The 17,757-nt window shown below is 33.2% G+C and carries 13 protein-coding genes; 9 read left to right on the forward strand and 4 right to left on the reverse strand.

Features of this window, described 5'->3' with window-relative positions; genetic code table 11:
* Window positions 1–6: 6 nt before the first annotated feature.
* Window positions 7–2,382, reverse strand: coding sequence for a hypothetical protein (locus IW20_RS00745; RefSeq protein ID WP_035617519.1), 2,376 nt, complete (start codon window positions 2,380–2,382; stop codon window positions 7–9).
* Window positions 2,342–3,346: a hypothetical protein gene (locus tag IW20_RS00750; protein WP_035617521.1), complete on the reverse strand. Its 1,005-nt coding sequence runs from the start codon at window positions 3,344–3,346 to the stop codon at window positions 2,342–2,344. The genes IW20_RS00745 and IW20_RS00750 overlap by 41 nt, the downstream gene beginning before the upstream one ends.
* Before the next feature lie 206 nt (window positions 3,347–3,552).
* On the opposite strand from IW20_RS00750, the gene IW20_RS00755 reads away from it, so the two are divergent.
* The gene (locus tag IW20_RS00755) at window positions 3,553–5,223 is read left to right on the forward strand and encodes an Ig-like domain-containing protein (RefSeq protein ID WP_035617523.1); all 1,671 of its coding nucleotides are present in this window, start codon (window positions 3,553–3,555) and stop codon (window positions 5,221–5,223) included.
* A 1-nt stretch (window position 5,224) separates the two neighbouring features.
* Here the strand turns inward: IW20_RS00755 and IW20_RS00760 are convergent, their stop codons facing one another.
* Window positions 5,225–5,995: a nitrilase family protein gene (locus IW20_RS00760; protein ID WP_035617525.1), complete on the reverse strand. Its 771-nt coding sequence runs from the start codon at window positions 5,993–5,995 to the stop codon at window positions 5,225–5,227.
* 248 nt (window positions 5,996–6,243) lie between these two features.
* Here IW20_RS00760 and IW20_RS00765 point away from each other — a divergent pair, with 248 nt between their 5' ends.
* The 8 genes from IW20_RS00765 to IW20_RS00800 all read left to right on the forward strand — a co-directional run bounded on the left by IW20_RS00765 (window position 6,244) and on the right by IW20_RS00800 (window position 16,807).
* Window positions 6,244–9,399, forward strand: coding sequence for a SusC/RagA family TonB-linked outer membrane protein (locus IW20_RS00765; RefSeq protein WP_035617527.1), 3,156 nt, complete (start codon window positions 6,244–6,246; stop codon window positions 9,397–9,399).
* Window positions 9,400–9,410: 11 nt separating this feature from the next.
* Window positions 9,411–10,943 carry a SusD/RagB family nutrient-binding outer membrane lipoprotein gene (locus IW20_RS00770; RefSeq protein WP_035617530.1) on the forward strand — a complete coding sequence of 511 codons (1,533 nt, stop codon included), beginning with the start codon at window positions 9,411–9,413 and terminating at the stop codon, window positions 10,941–10,943.
* Window positions 10,944–10,957: 14 nt separating this feature from the next.
* Window positions 10,958–12,277, forward strand: coding sequence for a GntP family permease (locus IW20_RS00775; protein ID WP_035617532.1), 1,320 nt, complete (start codon window positions 10,958–10,960; stop codon window positions 12,275–12,277).
* Window positions 12,278–12,281: 4 nt separating this feature from the next.
* A complete protein-coding gene (locus IW20_RS00780; protein WP_035617535.1) occupies window positions 12,282–12,749 on the forward strand; it encodes a RidA family protein in 468 nt (155 codons plus the stop codon).
* A gap of 154 nt (window positions 12,750–12,903) precedes the next feature.
* Complete coding sequence (locus tag IW20_RS00785) at window positions 12,904–13,935, forward strand: sugar kinase (RefSeq protein ID WP_035617539.1); 1,032 nt, start codon at window positions 12,904–12,906, stop codon at window positions 13,933–13,935.
* 14 nt (window positions 13,936–13,949) lie between these two features.
* Window positions 13,950–14,597: a bifunctional 4-hydroxy-2-oxoglutarate aldolase/2-dehydro-3-deoxy-phosphogluconate aldolase gene (locus tag IW20_RS00790; RefSeq protein WP_035617541.1), complete on the forward strand. Its 648-nt coding sequence runs from the start codon at window positions 13,950–13,952 to the stop codon at window positions 14,595–14,597.
* Window positions 14,598–14,603: 6 nt separating this feature from the next.
* Entirely contained in the window at window positions 14,604–15,719 is a 1,116-nt protein-coding gene (locus IW20_RS00795) for a D-TA family PLP-dependent enzyme (RefSeq protein WP_035617543.1), read from the forward strand.
* Window positions 15,720–15,736: 17 nt separating this feature from the next.
* Window positions 15,737–16,807, forward strand: a complete 1,071-nt coding sequence (locus IW20_RS00800) for a dipeptidase (RefSeq protein WP_035617545.1) — start codon at window positions 15,737–15,739, stop codon at window positions 16,805–16,807.
* On the opposite strand, the gene IW20_RS00805 is transcribed toward IW20_RS00800, so the two are convergent.
* Window positions 16,804–17,577: a DeoR/GlpR family DNA-binding transcription regulator gene (locus IW20_RS00805; protein ID WP_035617547.1), complete on the reverse strand. Its 774-nt coding sequence runs from the start codon at window positions 17,575–17,577 to the stop codon at window positions 16,804–16,806. The two genes, IW20_RS00800 and IW20_RS00805, sit on opposite strands and share 4 nt — an antisense overlap.
* Window positions 17,578–17,757: the final 180 nt, after the last annotated feature.

The following is a 17,757-nucleotide window of genomic DNA, read 5'->3' on the forward strand; positions in this document are numbered from 1 at the left end:
ATTCTTTTATTGATTAACGTATGTATTAAAGTAACCACATTCGGCAATTACGTCTTGATAATATTTTGTATCAGAATAATCTTTTTTCAAAATTTTAAAATTATTCCACGCTAAGAAATTAATCTTATCATCCGGAACATCCCACCAGTTTTTTGCCAAATTATACTTTTTATTATAATATTCATTTCGCTCACATTTTGCCAGCATATAAACACATTTTGCTTTTTGCTCTTTTGTAGTCGCAGCTTCAAGCGCTTTTTGATAATACATTTTAGGAACCGAGCAATTTGTAATCATTTTTTTCATAGAATCTCTAAACGAATATGGACTTGAACCATACCCAACAATTCCGATTTCATAAAAACTTCTTCCGTTTCCAAAATGTGTAATATTATAAAATGCATTTCCTAACAATAAGCTATTCGTATATACATCTTCATTTTTTGCAAGTTTATCTTGCATCGTTTTTATTGTCGTTAAAAACTCTATTTGAGAATATTTCTTTTTTTGAAATGCTGAATGATCACAATCGTGACAATCTTTTATATTACCATTAAATGGATTTCCGTAAAAAACCGCATTTTGTAATGTATCCGTTTGCTGCATGAAAGCAATTGCCTCAGGAATTTTATTTTGATACGTTGCCTGTATTGCCTGAAAATTATTAATGTTATTTAAACTCAGATTATAAATACTAAAACCTATTTTTTCTATTTCAGTTTTATTTGGCTTAGCCAAAAATGCTTTCATTCCTAACAAATTCTTCTCGACATCGTAAAAAGAATTCCCCGTTCCCCAATAACCATAAGCCGAAGTATTTGCAAACAATTCTGCCATTACATAATCTTTCTGCTCTGTATAAAGTGTCATCAAATACGTTTTACTCCAACTAGAAGCGTTTTCATAGCGAAAATCACCTACCTTTTGCTTTGGAAGTTCTTGATACAACCAATTTAAATCTTTAAGGATTGTTTTTTCATTTTTAGAAGTTAACTTATCAATTTTACTCATGTTATTCACAAAACGAAGCAACCTAAGCTGATTATTTGCCAACTCTGTTTTAGGCATTGTTTTTTCTGCTTTCGTAAAATTGTCATCTGCTTTAGCAAACTCTCCTTTTAATGTTTGCAAATACCCCAAAGCAATATCCCACAAATAAGGTTTTTCTGTATTTCCTGTTGCAGCTATCTTAGACACTAAATTGAATGCCTTAATATCAATTTTAGCTTGATTTTCTTTTTTGTTTTCTGCAACAGTTTGTTTTATTGCAGGTGCACTATAATCTGTAGAACCCTCAGAATTAACTTTAGCCAACTCAAATGAATTATTAATTCCTTGCTCCTGTTGATTAACCAATCTTGTAAGCAAATAATTTAAGTGTTGATTTTTAGGGTCTAATTGGTAAATTTTATCAATTGCCTGCGCTTCATCTTTATAATATCCATGAATTGCCCAAAGTGCTGCTTTTTCTTTATTATTTTTGGCCATAGCCAAAGATTTATTCCAATCTGCTTCATTTTCTGGGCGAAAACTATAAGCCGTAACAACTCTCAATTCTGGACATTTATCAAATACTTGTGCATATAAATAATTAGATACCGGATATTTACCTTGTTGGTGATTTATTCCTGCCACATAAGCAAGCGCACGATAATACAATACATTTTTAGGAACTGATGCTTCAGTTTTATTAAAAAATGTAATTGCTTTTTGTTTATTACTACTATAAAAATAAGCTTTCATAGTAAGAAACCAATATCTGTTTTTCAGGAACGGATCTGATATGGTATTGTATACATTTTCGATAGATTGGATCATTTTAAAATCATCAAAAGTATCAGCTACTCTTGGCTCATAACTCCAATAATTTTCTCCGACTGAAACTGTTTCTATCTTTTGTGCCAAATATAAAAACTCAATAAAAGCTTTTGTTTTATCATCTTTCAGGTTTATTTTCTTACCCCATTTTAAAGAAGACTGATTCGCTTTTTTGTTTTTAAAAAAAACATGAAGTTGCTCAATTTCTCCTTTATATTTTGAAGCTTTTTCTTTATCATACGAATAACTTGATGTATTATCTCCTATTAAAAAATAACTTACTGTAGCAGTATCAACTTTAGTTTTTAAGTAAGCATTCCAATCTGATTTAATATCATCATTAAATCTAGAATTATGTTCGGTATCAAAACCGATTCCGTAAAAAACTTCTCCTGATAAAAATAATGGTCTATATGATTTCTCAACAAAAGTTTCGGGAGTAAAATTAGAACTATACCCCATTCCCCAATCATCACCTCCTCCGCAAGCATAAATTATACCGTAAGCAAATAATAAAACACCACTAGAAACAAGAAAGAACTTGTTTAAAAACATTTTTTTCATAATTTTTTAAATTGAATTCATCTAAGTCGTAAAAAATAATTTCTTTAGGATATTGAACTGTATTCTCTTCTAAATCGGAAGCCATTTCCAGCAAATCATCCCTCGATATCATCTCCATTTTTAAAATATCACCCTGTTTGTAAAAAGTCCCATTTTTATAATTTGAGTTCTTTACAGTGAAATATTTTTTTCGACTTAGTACAAAATTAGCATCATTTTGCAATTCTTCTACATTCATTTTACTTTTTAATCCTATTACTTTATTGTCTCGAATATGTACCGCCCAGGAATAAATTGGCAAAGCAAAATCAAGCGGTAAAGGATATTTTTTTAAACTCTTTATATAACGTTGCGCAACTCTTCTGTCGTAAATTGAATTAAGAGAATCTGGCGCAATTGTTCCCATATTGTAATACATTAAAACTCCCGTATCTACATTTGGAATTTTAGTTTTTTCAAAATACTTTACCTGATGCAACCGTATTGTAGCCGAAAGTTTTTTTTGAGATATCTTCTTGAAAGTTTCTATAAATTTTAAATAATTTGATTTACTTGCCAATGTCCAATCGCAATCGATTTGAATTTCCTGACACGAGATTCCATTTTTCTTATTTATTAACTCGATAAAATCAAATGTTTTTTTAGCCAGACTATCTACATTTATTCCTTTTTTTAACATCACTTTATTTTTGATGTATACTACTGGAACTATCGTTAAGTTTTCTGTTTTATTTTCGAAATGAATTGGACTAAGCGGAAATGCTTCTTGACTTTTTGGATGTAAATCGACATCAAAATATCGAATATAAACCTTACTGATATTATTTTGCTGTAAAGCTTCTCTCTCTGCTGTAGATAATTTGAAGATAGTTTTCCAATAATAAAAAGCTGCAACTGGTTTTTCTTGTTTATTACATGAAAGCAATAATAAAAACAAAACACTAAAAACAATGCGAAATTTCAAAATATTCTAAATTAAATTTACTGTCAAATGTAAGGATACATTTTATTTTAGCGAAAGAATACAAACAGGTTTATCTATAAATAATTTAAGATAAATCCGAACTCCCTTTATTTCAATCTGAAGCAAGAACTCCCAATAATTCGATAAAAAATTTCGATTAAAGCAAATATAATTGTTATTTTGTGCAATAAAAATCTAAACCGATTATGTTGAAAAGCATCTTAAAATATATTTTCTTTTTATTGACCTTATTAATGGTAAGTTGCGCTAAACGCGGAAGCATAACTGGGGGATTAAAAGACACTCTTGCGCCTGTTTTATTATCTAGTGTTCCTAAAAATTTCAGTACCGAATTTAAAGGAAACACCATAAAACTGACATTTGATGAGTATGTAAAAATTAAAAACGCGAATAAACAATTGATTATTTCGCCACCAATGAAGCATGAGCCACTTATAACCCCAACTACGGCTAGCAAATACATTACTATAAAAATAAACGACACTTTACAGCCTAATACTACTTATAGCTTTAATTTCGGGCAAAGTATTACTGATAATAACGAGGGAAATCCGTACAACCAATTTAAGTACATTTTTTCTACAGGAAGCTACATAGACTCATTAGCCCTTGGCGGAAAAATAAAAGATGCGCATGACAAACAATCAGATTCTTTTGTATCTGTAATGCTTTATGAAATAAACGACACCTACAAAGACTCTGTTGTTTACAAACAAAACCCACGATACATTACCAACACTTTAGATAGTTTAAAAACATTTAGATTAGAAAATCTAAAGGCTGGAAAATATCTTTTGGTTGCCCTAAAAGATAAAGGAAACAACAACAAATTCAACCCTAAGGATGACAAAATAGGATTCATAAAACACCCTATTACTATACCTAATGATACTATTTATGAATTAGAATTATTTAAAGAAGTTCTTCCTTTAAAAACATATAAACCAGCACAAGTTTCTGGCAACAGACTTATTGTAGGTTATGATGGAAAACAAAATTTTAAGAACTCAAGACCTAAAATTATCTTAAAAAACAATGGAGAAGTTCTCCCAACAATTGTAACTCAGTTTCCTAAAAAAGACTCCCTTCAGGTATGGTATAAACCACTAAAAGTAGATTCTTTATCAATGGAAATTAATAAAGACAATTACAAAAAAAATTACACATTTAAAGTAAAAGATCAAAAGAAAGACACTGTACACATTACTGCATTACAAAGCGGAGTCTTACATTTTAGAGATCGATTTACATTAGAAAGCGGAACTCCATTAGTTCGTTTTGATGAATCGAAAATAAAATTAATAAACAAAGATTCTGTCGCAGTTCCTTTCAAAACTGAATATGATGATTTTAACCAGCATCTGTTCTTCGACTTCAAAAAAGAGCCTTCGGAAAAATATACATTTACTCTTTTGCCTGGAGCATTAATTGATTTTTACGAAAAGACAAACGATACTTTAAAATATACTTTAACAACAAGAACTCCTGCCGATTACGGGAATCTAACTCTTAATTTACAAAACGCAAAACGTTTTCCTATAATCATTGAACTAACAAATTCAAAAGGAGAAACTATTCTTGCTAACGAATATACTGAAGGCAATACCAAAATAGAATTTGACCTTTTGGAACCAACTTTGTTTACTCTTCGTGCGATTTATGACGATAATAAAAATAAACAATACGATCCAGGAAACTTTTTAGAAAAAAGATATGCCGAAGAGGTGATTTATTTCTCAAAAGAAGTCGATGTTAGAGCCAATTGGGATGTTGATCAAGTTTTTGATTTAAGCATTCCTTACAATCCAGATATCGATAAAAAAACAGACAAGAAGAAAAATGATAAAAAGAAATAAATTATAATCCCTCGATTATAAATTGATCTCTATCATTTAGGAAATCAAGTTTTTTTCTTGTTTCGTACATTTTTTCTTTATCTAGTTCCGTAATAAAAACACCTTCTGTTTCTTGGGGTTTAATTAAATATTCCCCAAGAAAATCTATTACTTGCGAGTGCCCTATGTGCTCGTATTCATGATAATCCAAACCAATTCTGTTTACACCTATCGAATAACTTACATTTTCAATAGCACGTGCTTTCAGCAATGTATCCCATGCATTGGTACGTACTTTTGGCCAATTTGCCACATATAATAGCAAATCATAAGATTCTGCATTTCTGGAAAAAACAGGAAACCTAAGATCATAACAAATAAGCGGACAAATTTTCCAGCCCAGATAATCTACTATTAGTTTCTGAGTTCCTTTGGTATAGATTTTATCTTCTCCTGCAAGGGTAAACAAATGTCGTTTATCGTAATGTTGCATTTCTCCCGAAGGAAAAACAAACAATAATCTATTATAAAAATTACCGTTCTCTTCGATTACCAAACTTCCGGTAATTGCTGTTTTTTTAGCTTTAGCTAATGACCTCAACCACGAAACAGTCTCTCCTTGCATTTTTTCGGCAACGCGAGAAGGATTCATAGTAAATCCCGTAGAAAACATTTCGGGAAGTACAATTAAATCAACAGCTTCGTTGATTTCATTAATTTTTTGCTCGAAATAATTTCTGTTTTTTTCTGGATTTTCCCAGTAAAGACTTGTTTGAATTAGTGCGATTTTCATATTGTAAAAATACTCTTTTTTAAAACAAATCACTCCTTTTGACTTTAGCTCAAAGCTATTTCTCTCTTAAAAATCGTCCAACCCAATAAACATCACACTTTTGGGAATAAAAAAACAGTATGTAAAAAAATATTGCAATATTTTTGCAAAATATTGCAAAAATATTTCAAATCGTGAGAATAAATTATATATATTTGACCACGAACAAATAACCAACCAAAACTTAAAACCATGAAAACCAGAAAATTATGAAAACCAAATTATTATCTTTAGTATTTATTGGAGGAATGAGTCTTACAATAAACGCACATGGAAATGCAATAAAAAAGCATTCTTTAGAGCAAAGCACAAGTCAAATTGAGATAACTGGTAAAGTAGTAGGCCAAGATGACGGAATGCCAATTGCTGGAGCAACCGTATATGCAAAAAGCAATAATAGAATAGCAACAATTACAGATGAAAACGGAAACTTTAAACTAAATGTTCCTGAAAACGAAAGTTTTGTTGTAGTTAACTATATGGGATACGGAACAAGCGAATCTAAAATAAATGGCACAAATCAATTACTTATAAGTTTAAAACCATCTGAAAATGTTTTAGAACAAGTTTTTGTTACTGCATTGGGTGTAAAAAAAGTAAGCAAATCTCTAACCTATGCAGTAACCGAGCTAAAAGGATCTGAGTTTAATAAAGCAAAAGAAGCCAATATATCTAACGCTTTGGTTGGTAAAATTGCCGGAGTAAATGTTAGTAGTACTGCAACAGGACCAAATGGTTCTACAAGAGTTGTAATACGAGGAAATGGTTCCTTAAACGGAAATAACCAACCTATGTATGTTGTAAATGATTTACCGATAGACAACACGCAACTTAATTTACCTGGAACTGGAAATGCACCTGGCTCTCCAAAATTAAATGTTGACAGAGGAGATGGAACTGCATTAATAAATCCTGACGATATTAAATCTATAACTGTTCTTAAAGGAGGAACTGCCGCAGCTTTATATGGTGCTAATGCCGCAAATGGAGTAATCTTGATTCAAACCAAAAGAGGTTCTGCTCAAAAAGGAATCGGGATAGACTATAACACATCTTTTACTTTAGAAACTCCTGCAGTTATACCAGATTGGCAATATGAATACGGAGCTGGAGATGCTGGTAAAAAACCATTAACTAAAAATGAAGCCATAGCAACAGGACGCTGGTCTTGGGGAGCTAAAATGGACGGAACTGATGTAGTTCAATTTGATGGAGTAAAAAGACCTTATAGCCCACAAAAAGATAATATTAAAAATTTCTACAGACCTGGAACTACTTATATAAACTCGATTGCATTATCGGGAGGTACTGATAAAGCTAGTGGTCGTCTTTCGTTCTCTAATATGAATAGCGAAGGAATTGTACCTAACGCCGACTTTAATCGCAAGACAATCAATTTAGCAAGTAATGTAAACCTAACCGATTGGCTAAAATTTGATGTAGTAACGCAATACAATCTAGAAAAATCAAACAACAGACCAACTGTATCTGATGCTGAAGCAAACCCTAACTGGGGAACTTACTTAATTGCAAATACGGTAGACATAAGAAACTTAGCACCTGGATATGATGAAAACGGAAGGGAGGTAGCATGGAATCCTGTTCCTGTTGCAACAAACCCTCAATTTGTAGTAAATAGGATCAAAAATAACGATACTAAAAATCGTTTTGTTGGGATGGCAAACGTAAAGCTAAATTTCACACCTGATTTATTTTTGCAAGGTCGTATAGGTCAAGATTACACAAACTATGAGTTCTTTGGATACATCCCTAAAACATCTTTAAATACTCCTGATGGTTATGTTCAAGGTTCAAAAATGATATTATCCAATATAAATTCAGAAGCAATACTTAATTACAACAAGAAAAACATCTACAGAGGAATTTCGTTAAGCTCATTATTAGGAGTTAACTCAAGAACTACATTAAGAGACGAAGTAAGAGTAGACGGAACAGGATTTGTTCTTGACGACTTCTACTCGCTAACAAATTTAAAAACTGTAAGCTATACATATCCTTACGGAAAAACCAAGACTAACTCTGTTTACGGTGCAATAGATTTAGATTATAAAAATGTATTCTTTTTAAACTTTACTGGACGTCAGGATTGGTTCTCTACTTTATCTAAAGAGAACAATACTATTTTTTATCCTTCTATCGGATCAAGCTTAATAGTATCGGATATATTAACAATGCCAAGCTGGGTTTCATTTGCAAAATTAAGAGGTTCATGGGCACAAGTAGGAGGAGCAACTCCAGACCCATACGCATTGAACCCTTCATACACAATGACGCAAGGCGGACATGGCGGGGAACAAATACAAGCTCCGACAAGCTCGAGAGTACCTAGCCCTACATTAAGCCCTTTAACTTCGACAACATTTGAATTAGGTACCGATTTAGGCTTTTTTAATAATCGTATGAATATTGATTTTGCTTGGTACAATCGTAAAACAACCAATGATATTGTAGAAACGACTATCTCTAATGCATCAGGAGCAAGTACTTCATTATTAAATATTGGTAAAATGAGAAACGAAGGTGTAGAGCTTTTAATCAATGGAAAAATTATGAGTTCTGAGAATTTCTCATGGGATGTTACTTTCAATGGATCTTACAACAAAAATACTGTCGAAGAACTAACAGAGCAATTAAGCTCTATAACAATGGCTACTTCTGTAAATAATTATGCCCTTATTACAAGTGATGTTGGCAGGCCTTATAGCATTATAAAAGGATACAAACCTCTTAAAGATGCAAACGGAAATACGGTTTATAATGTAAGCGGAGGTTCTGCAACTACAGAAAGAGGCCCTCTAGAAGAATTAGGTCAGGGAGTACATCCTTGGGGAGCAGGACTTAGTAATGAGTTTAGATACAAAGCAATAACATTCAGCTTCCTGATAGATGCTAAATTTGGAGGTAGCTTATATTCTGGAACCGACTTATATGGTACACGTATGGGATTAACAAAACTTACTCTGGAAGGGCGTGAAAATGGTTTACCAATAAAAGGTGTCGATAAAAACGGCGGAACTGTAGATATGGTTATTACTCCAGAAAACTTAAGAACATATTATGATGGTTTAAAAAACATAACATCAGAATTTGTTTATGATGCTAGTTTTGTAAAACTGAGACAAGTAATTATCGGATACCAATTACCTATTAACAGAATAAAAGGGCTATCTGTAATTCAATCAGCATCCATTTCATTTGTTGCCCGAAATTTATTCATTCTTTATAAGAAGACTCCAAACGTAGATCCTGAATCTGTTTTTAGTGCAGGTAATGCTCAAGGTATAGAACAATTTGGTGTGCCTAGAACCAGAAGTTTTGGTTTAAGCTTAAATGTTAAAATATAAAAATAAAAGATATGAAAAAGATAACAACCCTATATATAGCAGGCATCCTTTTATTAAGTATATCAGCTTGTACTAAAGATTTTGAAGACACGAATACAAATCCAAATGCGGTAGATAAACCTACACCTAATTTTATATTTAGTAGATCTCAGCTTGACGGATTAAACAATAATTATTTTTTCACTTCGATTATTGAATGTGGTCAAATGATGCAACATTATTCAACCTACAAAGAAGCATCAGGAGCTGGAGACAAATACCTTGATAACGAAGTATATTACTCTGCTTTTTTTGCAAGAATATATCCAAATTCTATAAACGAAGTTACTATTGTAATAAATGCATTAAAGGATAATCCAGAAAACGTAAACAGGTATAATATTGCCAGAATCTGGAGAGCATATTTGTTTCACCGTGTTACAGATCTATACGGAGACGTTCCGTACTCTCAAGCTGCGAAAGGAAATTCAGATCTACTTTTTTTACCTAAATACGATAGTCAGGAGTTTATATACAAAGACTTACTAAAAGAATTAGATGAAGCAGCATTGGCATTAACAACAGCTAAACCTAGTTATGGTGGAGCTGATTTAATATACAAAGGCGATATTGATAAATGGAAGAAATTTTCATACTCCTTAATGCTTCGTTTAGGAATGAGATTATCTAAAGTTGACCCAGCGCTTTCTAAAACCTGGGTAACCAAAGCAATTGCTGGTGGAGTAATTCTTAATGGTGCCGATAATGCTGTAATGAGATATTACGACGGACCAAACGACATAAACCGTAACCCTTCGGCCTTAGACCCAAGAAATCTTGATTTTGTAAAAGATTCTAATGGACAAAAAAATAATGAAGGCGGAAAACTTAGCAAAACCTTTATCGATGTATTAAAAACAACTAACGACCCAAGGATTAGTGTATATGCAGGTGTTTGGCAAGGTAATGTACAAAACACAAGTCCTGCAATACAAAAAGGTTTCCCGAATGGAACAAAAATAGCACCTACCCCAATTGAACAAGCGACTTACTCTGAACCAAACCAAAGTACAGTCTTTAAGGTTGATTCTCCCCTTATGATACTTAGTAATGCCGAAACCAATTTATATCTGGCAGAAGCAGTTCTTAGAGGATGGTACGCGGGAGAATCTGACCAAAGTTTATACGAAAAAGCTGTAAGAGCTTCTTTCCTAAATGCTGGAATATATGCTCCATCTTATGCCATAACTGATGCAACGCCATACTTAACTGCAAATCCATATTTAGCAGGCGGTACATTTGATCAAAAAATGAATCAGATACATACTCAATTCTGGATTGCTTTATTTGTAGATGAACAAGAGGTTTATGCAAACTGGAGAAGAACTGGTTACCCAATATTAACTCCTGTAAATTTTCCCGGAAACGTGACAAACGGCACAATACCAAGGCGTTTTAAATATCCTACTGCCGAATATTCTGTTAATTCTGCTAACTTAGCAGAAGCAGTTAAGCGTCAGGGCAGCGATGCGTTCACAACAAGAATGTGGTGGGATAAACAATAATATAAATAAATTAAATGAGTATTATAATTCTTTCGGCATGCATTATCTTTTTAGTGCTTCAAATAACTTGGTTTAAAATCAACCCATTTATCGCCTTTATTATAACATCATTATTGGCAGGCCTATTATTAGGCTTGCCAATAATAACGTTAACACAAACCGTTCAGAAAGGTTTGGGTGATATGCTAGGCTCAATTGCCTTAATTATCATTTTTGGTACTTGTATTGGTAAACTTACCGTTTCTTCGGGAGCTGCATCTGTAATTGCAGAAACTGTTATGAAATGGACAGGCGAAAAATATGTACGCTTAGGTTTAATGATTACAGGATTTATTGTTGGAATCCCTTTATTTTATAGTGTAGGCTTTATACTTTTAGTTCCCTTAATATTTTCTGTAGCCAATCAATTTAAACTACCCAAAGTATATATAGGTATCCCAATGCTTGCATCACTTTCGGTTGCACATGGTTTTTTACCGCCTCACCCATCACCAATGGCCTTAAGCAATACCTTAAGTGCCGATATTGGTTTAGTTCTAACCTACGGTATTATTGTTTCTATACCAACAATACTTATTGCAGGCTTATTATTCTCAAACACACTTAAGAATATTAAATCTGATACTAAAAATACTATTGTACCAACCGAAGAACCAACAAATCATGGGGCAAGACCTAGCTTTTTTACAAGTATAGCTTCTTCATTATTTCCGGTATTTGGTTTAACAATCACTTCCTTATTACCATTAATTTGGAAAAATGAGCAAGTCGAACTACTATGCAAAACCATAGGCGACCCAAGCATAATCATGTTAATTTCATTAATCATTTGCACCTATACATTAGGTTTTCGTACAGGAAAAAACATGAAAACTATCATGGATGAATATGCCGTTGCAATAAAAGATGTTGCATTAATAGTGCTTATTATTGGCGGAGCCGGAAGTCTAAAAGAAGTAATGATGGTAAGCGGCGTAAGCCAAACCATTGTTGAATCTTTAATACAAATTGACATCCACCCTTACCTACTTGCTTGGTTAATAGCGGCATTAATAAGGATTTGTGTAGGATCAGCTACTGCAGCTGGTTTAATGACTGCTGGAGTTTTAGTACCTTTATTACAATTAAAATCATTAGACCCAAACTTATTGGTTCTTTCTATAGGCGCAGGTAGCCTTATGTGTTCTCACGTAAATGATCCTGGATTCTGGATGTTCAAGGAATACTTTGGTACCAGCATGAAAGACACTATTAAATCCTGGACAGTGATGGAGTCCTTAGTATCCGTCCTTGGAATTATTTTTATATTTATATTAAACATTTTTATACACTAATATTATGAGCTTATTACCACAAGAAAAATTCGAATCACTTGGTCTAACATTACCTCCAGCTCCTAAACCGCTGGGTATATACAAACCATACTTAGTCGATGGTAAATATTTATATTTATCTGGCCATGGGCCTGTTAAAGATGATAAGTCTTTAATTATAGGAAGAATTGGAGAAGACATGGATATTGAAGAAGGTAAACTAGCTGCAAGACAAGTAGGCTTAACAATGTTGTCTACAATTGTTACCAATTTTGATAGTCTAAACGCAGTAAAAAGAGTAATTAAAGTACTCGGAATGGTAAATTGTACTTCAGATTTTTTACGCCATCCTTATGTAATTAATGGATGCAGCGAATTATTTGCTGAGATATGGGGGCAAGAAAACGGAATTGGAGTAAGAAGCGCCGTAGGAATGGGCTCTTTACCCGACAATATTCCTGTAGAAGTAGAAGCAATTTTCGAATTATATTAAAAAAGTTATGTAACGGATTAAAATGATTAACATTAATTTTTTTTAATTGAACCATTAAGATATTAAGTTTCATTAAAAAGTCGGGCTTAATATCTTAATGGTAAAAAAAACATTAAATGTTTGATCTGAAATCTGTAGCAAAAAAATAATAACTATGAATACAAATACCCCACAAACAAAAATTGCAACATTTGGAGAACTTCTATTACGAATGGGCATAGCCAATGGCAATCGATTTACGCAAGCCAAAGAAATGCAGGTTCATATAGGAGGAGCCGAAGCAAATGTTTGTGTACTACTTTCTCAATTAGGCATAAATACCAATTACATAACACGTTTACCTAGCAACGATCTATCTCAACTTGCACTAAATGAACTCCATAAATACAATGTAAATACCACAGATTGTATTTATGGAGGAGATAGAATAGGTTTATATTTTATAGAATCTGGTAACCAAATAAGGCAATCACAGGTAATTTACGATCGTAATAATTCGGCTTTTGCAACTATTGCCGAAGATGCAATAAACTGGGATCAAGTTTTAGAAAACACAACCCATTTTCATTGGTCAGGCATTAGTCCGGGAGTTTCTAATGAGGCTGGTTTAGTTTGTAAAAAAGCAATATTAGCAGCTCATAATAAAGGCATAACCATATCATCCGACTTTAACTTCCGTACAAAATTATGGCAATACGGAAAAAGTCCTTCAGAGATTATGCCCGAACTACTTTATTACAGCACAATTACTGTAGCCGATTTAGACTCAACAGAAATATATTTTGATATTAAAACAGATAAAAACGATTCCGATTCTAATAGGTTTCTAAAAACGTATGAATTGCTAAAAGAAAAAATGCCCCATCTGCAAACACTGGCAATGAGTTTCAGAAAATCAGAAGGACAAACCCATTTGTATTCAGGAATGCTGTTTCATGAAGGTAACTTTTACGAATCAAAACAATACCTTATACATTTAGTTACCGACCAGATTGGCTCAGGAGATGCCTTTACTGCAGGATTACTTTACAGCCTTAAAAACAACCTATCAGGACAAGAATGTATAGATTGGGCAACCGCTTGTGGCGTTATAAAACAAAGCGTAGTAGGAGATTTTGCCATAACTACACCCGAAGAGATAAACCATTTCATTAAGAACGGCTCAAGCAATAGAATTAATAGATAAAACATAGTTATAAAATGTACCATATTTTAAAAACGCAAGGAGTACTTCCTTTAGTTACACAAATCGGAATTAAAACCGCCGAAATCATATTACAATCCGCTGCAGATTCAGGAATTAAAATCGTTGAATTTGCTGCACGTGCCGATGATGCAAAAGAAGTTTTTGCCCAAATGGTAAGTTTTAAAAACGCAAACAACCTAGATATAAAATTAGCTGTTGGATCAGTTTTAAACGTAAATGATGCCGAAACGTACCATAAACTTGGTGCAGATTGTATTATATGCCCACATACCGATTTAGAAATAGGAAATTATTGTTTAAAGAATAATTTATACTGGATTCCTGGTGCTGCTACTCTAAACGAAGTTCTCCATGCCAATAAATTAGGAGCCGAAATAGTTAAGGTTTTCCCTGCTGATAAAATAGGAGGACCCAGTTATGTAAAAGCCATAAAAGCGCCGTTTCCTAATTTAAAACTAATGCCAACAGGCGGAGTAACATTAGAAGAAAGCAACTTAAAATCCTGGTTTAAAGTAGGAGTTGTTTGCGTGGGGATTGGCTCTCATTTGTTCTCCAAAGAAATGTTATCACAACTAGATTATGATAAATCATTTGAAGCTTTTAAAAATTTAATTGCAGTAGTTGAAAAATCCAGAAAATAAAAAAACATGGGAAATAATTGGTGGGAAATAAATCCAGGAACACGTATCGACACTCCTTTCTTAGCACTTTATATCGACCGTATTCGATACAATATCGAGCACTTAATTGAATCCGTAAACGGTGACATTCAAAAATTAAGACCACATATAAAAACACACAAACTAGGAGAAGTCCTTGATTTGTTTAGAACATATCAAATCAATAAAGTAAAATGCGCAACTATTGCTGAGGTCGAATTATGTGCCATTCATAATGTTCCAGATATACTACTAGCCTACCAACCTACAGGATTAAAACAAAAACGCTGGATCACGTTACTACATAAATATTCTAGTCTTAATTTTTCGACTATTATTGATAACATTGATACGGCAAACGAACTATCTGAACTAGGAAAAAACTACAACCTAAAGCTAAATATCTATCTAGATATAAATGCTGGAATGGACAGAACTGGAGTAAATTTTAAAAGCAATTGGGATAATTTAGCTAGCGCCATAACTCAATTACCAAATATCAATTTCTTAGGATTACATATTTATGATGGTCATTTAAAAGGTACAGTCGAACAACGAATTGAAGAAGCATCAGATACATTTACTCAAATAAAAAATAAACTTTTTACGCTTGAGCGAAAACTTGGTCACAAACTAAAAATTGTCGCAGGCGGCTCTAATACTTTTCCATTTTATGCTACTCAGGAAAATGTAGAATCTAGTCCAGGCACATTTGTATTCTGGGATATTAATTATCAAACTAATTTGCCTGAGCAACAGTTTAAACCTGCTGCAGTTTTAGTGGGAACAATAATTTCTAAGCCTTCAGAAAATACTTTATGCATCGATATTGGATACAAATCTGTAGCTTCAGAAAATCCACTAGACAAACGTTTGACAATTTTAAATGATAACAAATTAGTTCCGATATCCCATTCCGAAGAGCATTTAGTTCTCGAAAACAAAGGAAACAAACAATACAAATTAGGCGATACCATTTATGCTATTCCATACCACATTTGCCCTACTTGTGCTCTGTACGAAACAGTTCAAGTAGTAAACACCCAGCAAGAAATTTATAACCAATGGATAGTTCTTGCCCGTAATAAAAAAATAAGTATTTAAAAATAAAATGCAACACTATGTTCATATTTGATGCACATCTAGACCTAAGCATGAATGCTATGGAATGGAACAGAGATTTAAGAAATGATGTATCAACATTACGTCATTTAGAAAAAGGAATGAATGACAAACCCGATAGAGAAAAAGCTACCGTATCCTTTCCTGATTTAAGAAAAGGAAACATCGGTATTGTAGTAGCAACTCAAATAGCACGATTTGTTAAACCCGATAGCAAAATTCCTGGTTGGAACTCACCACAACAAGCTTGGGCACAAACACAAGCGCAAGTTTCATGGTACAAATGCATGGAAGAAGAAGGCGAAATGGTTGCAATTACCGATAAGAAATCACTCCTAAAACAAGTTGAATTATGGAATGATGGCACACCAAATGACAAGAAACCTATTGGTTATATTTTAAGTCTCGAAGGTGCAGATTCTCTTATTGACATTTCGTATGTAGAGAAAGCATACAATTACGGACTAAGAGCTATTGGTCCTGCACATTACGGCCCAGGTCGTTATGCTAACGGAACTGACTCTACAGGAAAAATGGGTGCAAACGGAATCGAATTGCTTAAAGAAATGGAGCGCCTAAATATTATTCTGGATGCAACACATTTATGCGATGATGCTTTTTGGCAAGCATTAGAAAATTACAACGGGCCTGTTTGGGCAAGCCACAATAATTGCCGAAGCTTAGTAAATCATAACAGACAATATAGTGATGAGCAAATCAAGGAACTCATTTCTAGAGGAGCAGTAATTGGTGGTGCTTTAGATGCTTGGATGTTAGTACCAAATTGGGAACGAGGCGTTTCTACTCCGCTTGGGATGCAATGTAATCTCGAAACCGTTTTTAAACACATGGATCATATATGCCAATTGGCAGGAAATGCAAATCATATTGGCGTAGGTTCAGATCTAGATGGTGCATTCGGTACAGAACAAACACCATACGACCTAAACACTATCGCCGATTTACAAAAATTAGTTTTTATTTTTAGAAGTAATGGTTATTCCGAAGAGGATTTGAAAAAAATCTTTCACCAAAACTGGATAGACTTCCTAATAAAGAATTGGCATTAAATAAAAGTCAAATTTGGAACAGCCTGCTTATACGATTGAAGTTTTTCATGATTAGGATCAACCTCAGTTATTACAAAATCTACTTCGGATAAGCTGGCGATTTTCATTTTTAAAACCGTATCCAATTTTTCGGATATGGTAAGTATAGCCGTTTTTTGAGAAGCTTGAATCATTGCTTTCTTTACCTGAACAGTTTCCCAATCAGAGTCGGAAAAACCTCCCTTGATATCTAATGCATTTGTTCCTAAAATTAATAAATCAACCTTAATACTTGATAACTGATGATACACATCTCCACTCACACACATCTGACTATAAGGCGAAATACTCCCTCCAATCATTATGACTTTTACATTCGGTTTATCTAAAAGCTCTACAGCAGATAAAACCGTTACGGTAAAAATGGTAAGATTTAAATCATTAGGAATTAAACGAATAAACTCTCTAATTGTAGTTCCTCCACCAATTAACAAAACCATTCCGTCATGAAGTAATCCAACGGTTTTTTTTGCAATTATTTGTTTAGATTCACCAGCGTAAGTTTGTGTTACCGAAGAATGATGGTAGGCTTTAGTCATAGCACCACCTTTCACTTTTATCAATAATGACTCCGCTTCAAGTTCATTTATATCTCTTCGAATAGTATCCTCAGAAACAAACAATTGATTAGAAAGTGTGTCGAAACTCACTCGGGTATGTAAGTTAATCTCTTTTAAGATATGAGCTTTTCTTTCTTCCTTGGTGTAATTTACCAATTCATTATCATTCATGCGTTTCCATTTATTATAACAAAAGTACACAAATAATGCAATAATATTGCTCGCATGAATAAAAAACTCACCCACATATAACACAATATTATCATTTACAACACATTACACACAGAAACACGTAGTGCAATTTTTTTGCAAAACAATCAATTTACGTCACTATAAACTTTAAATTTGTTT

This window comes from Flavobacterium hydatis (assembly GCF_000737695.1).
In the GTDB taxonomy this organism is placed as follows: Bacteria; Bacteroidota; Bacteroidia; order Flavobacteriales; family Flavobacteriaceae; genus Flavobacterium; species Flavobacterium hydatis.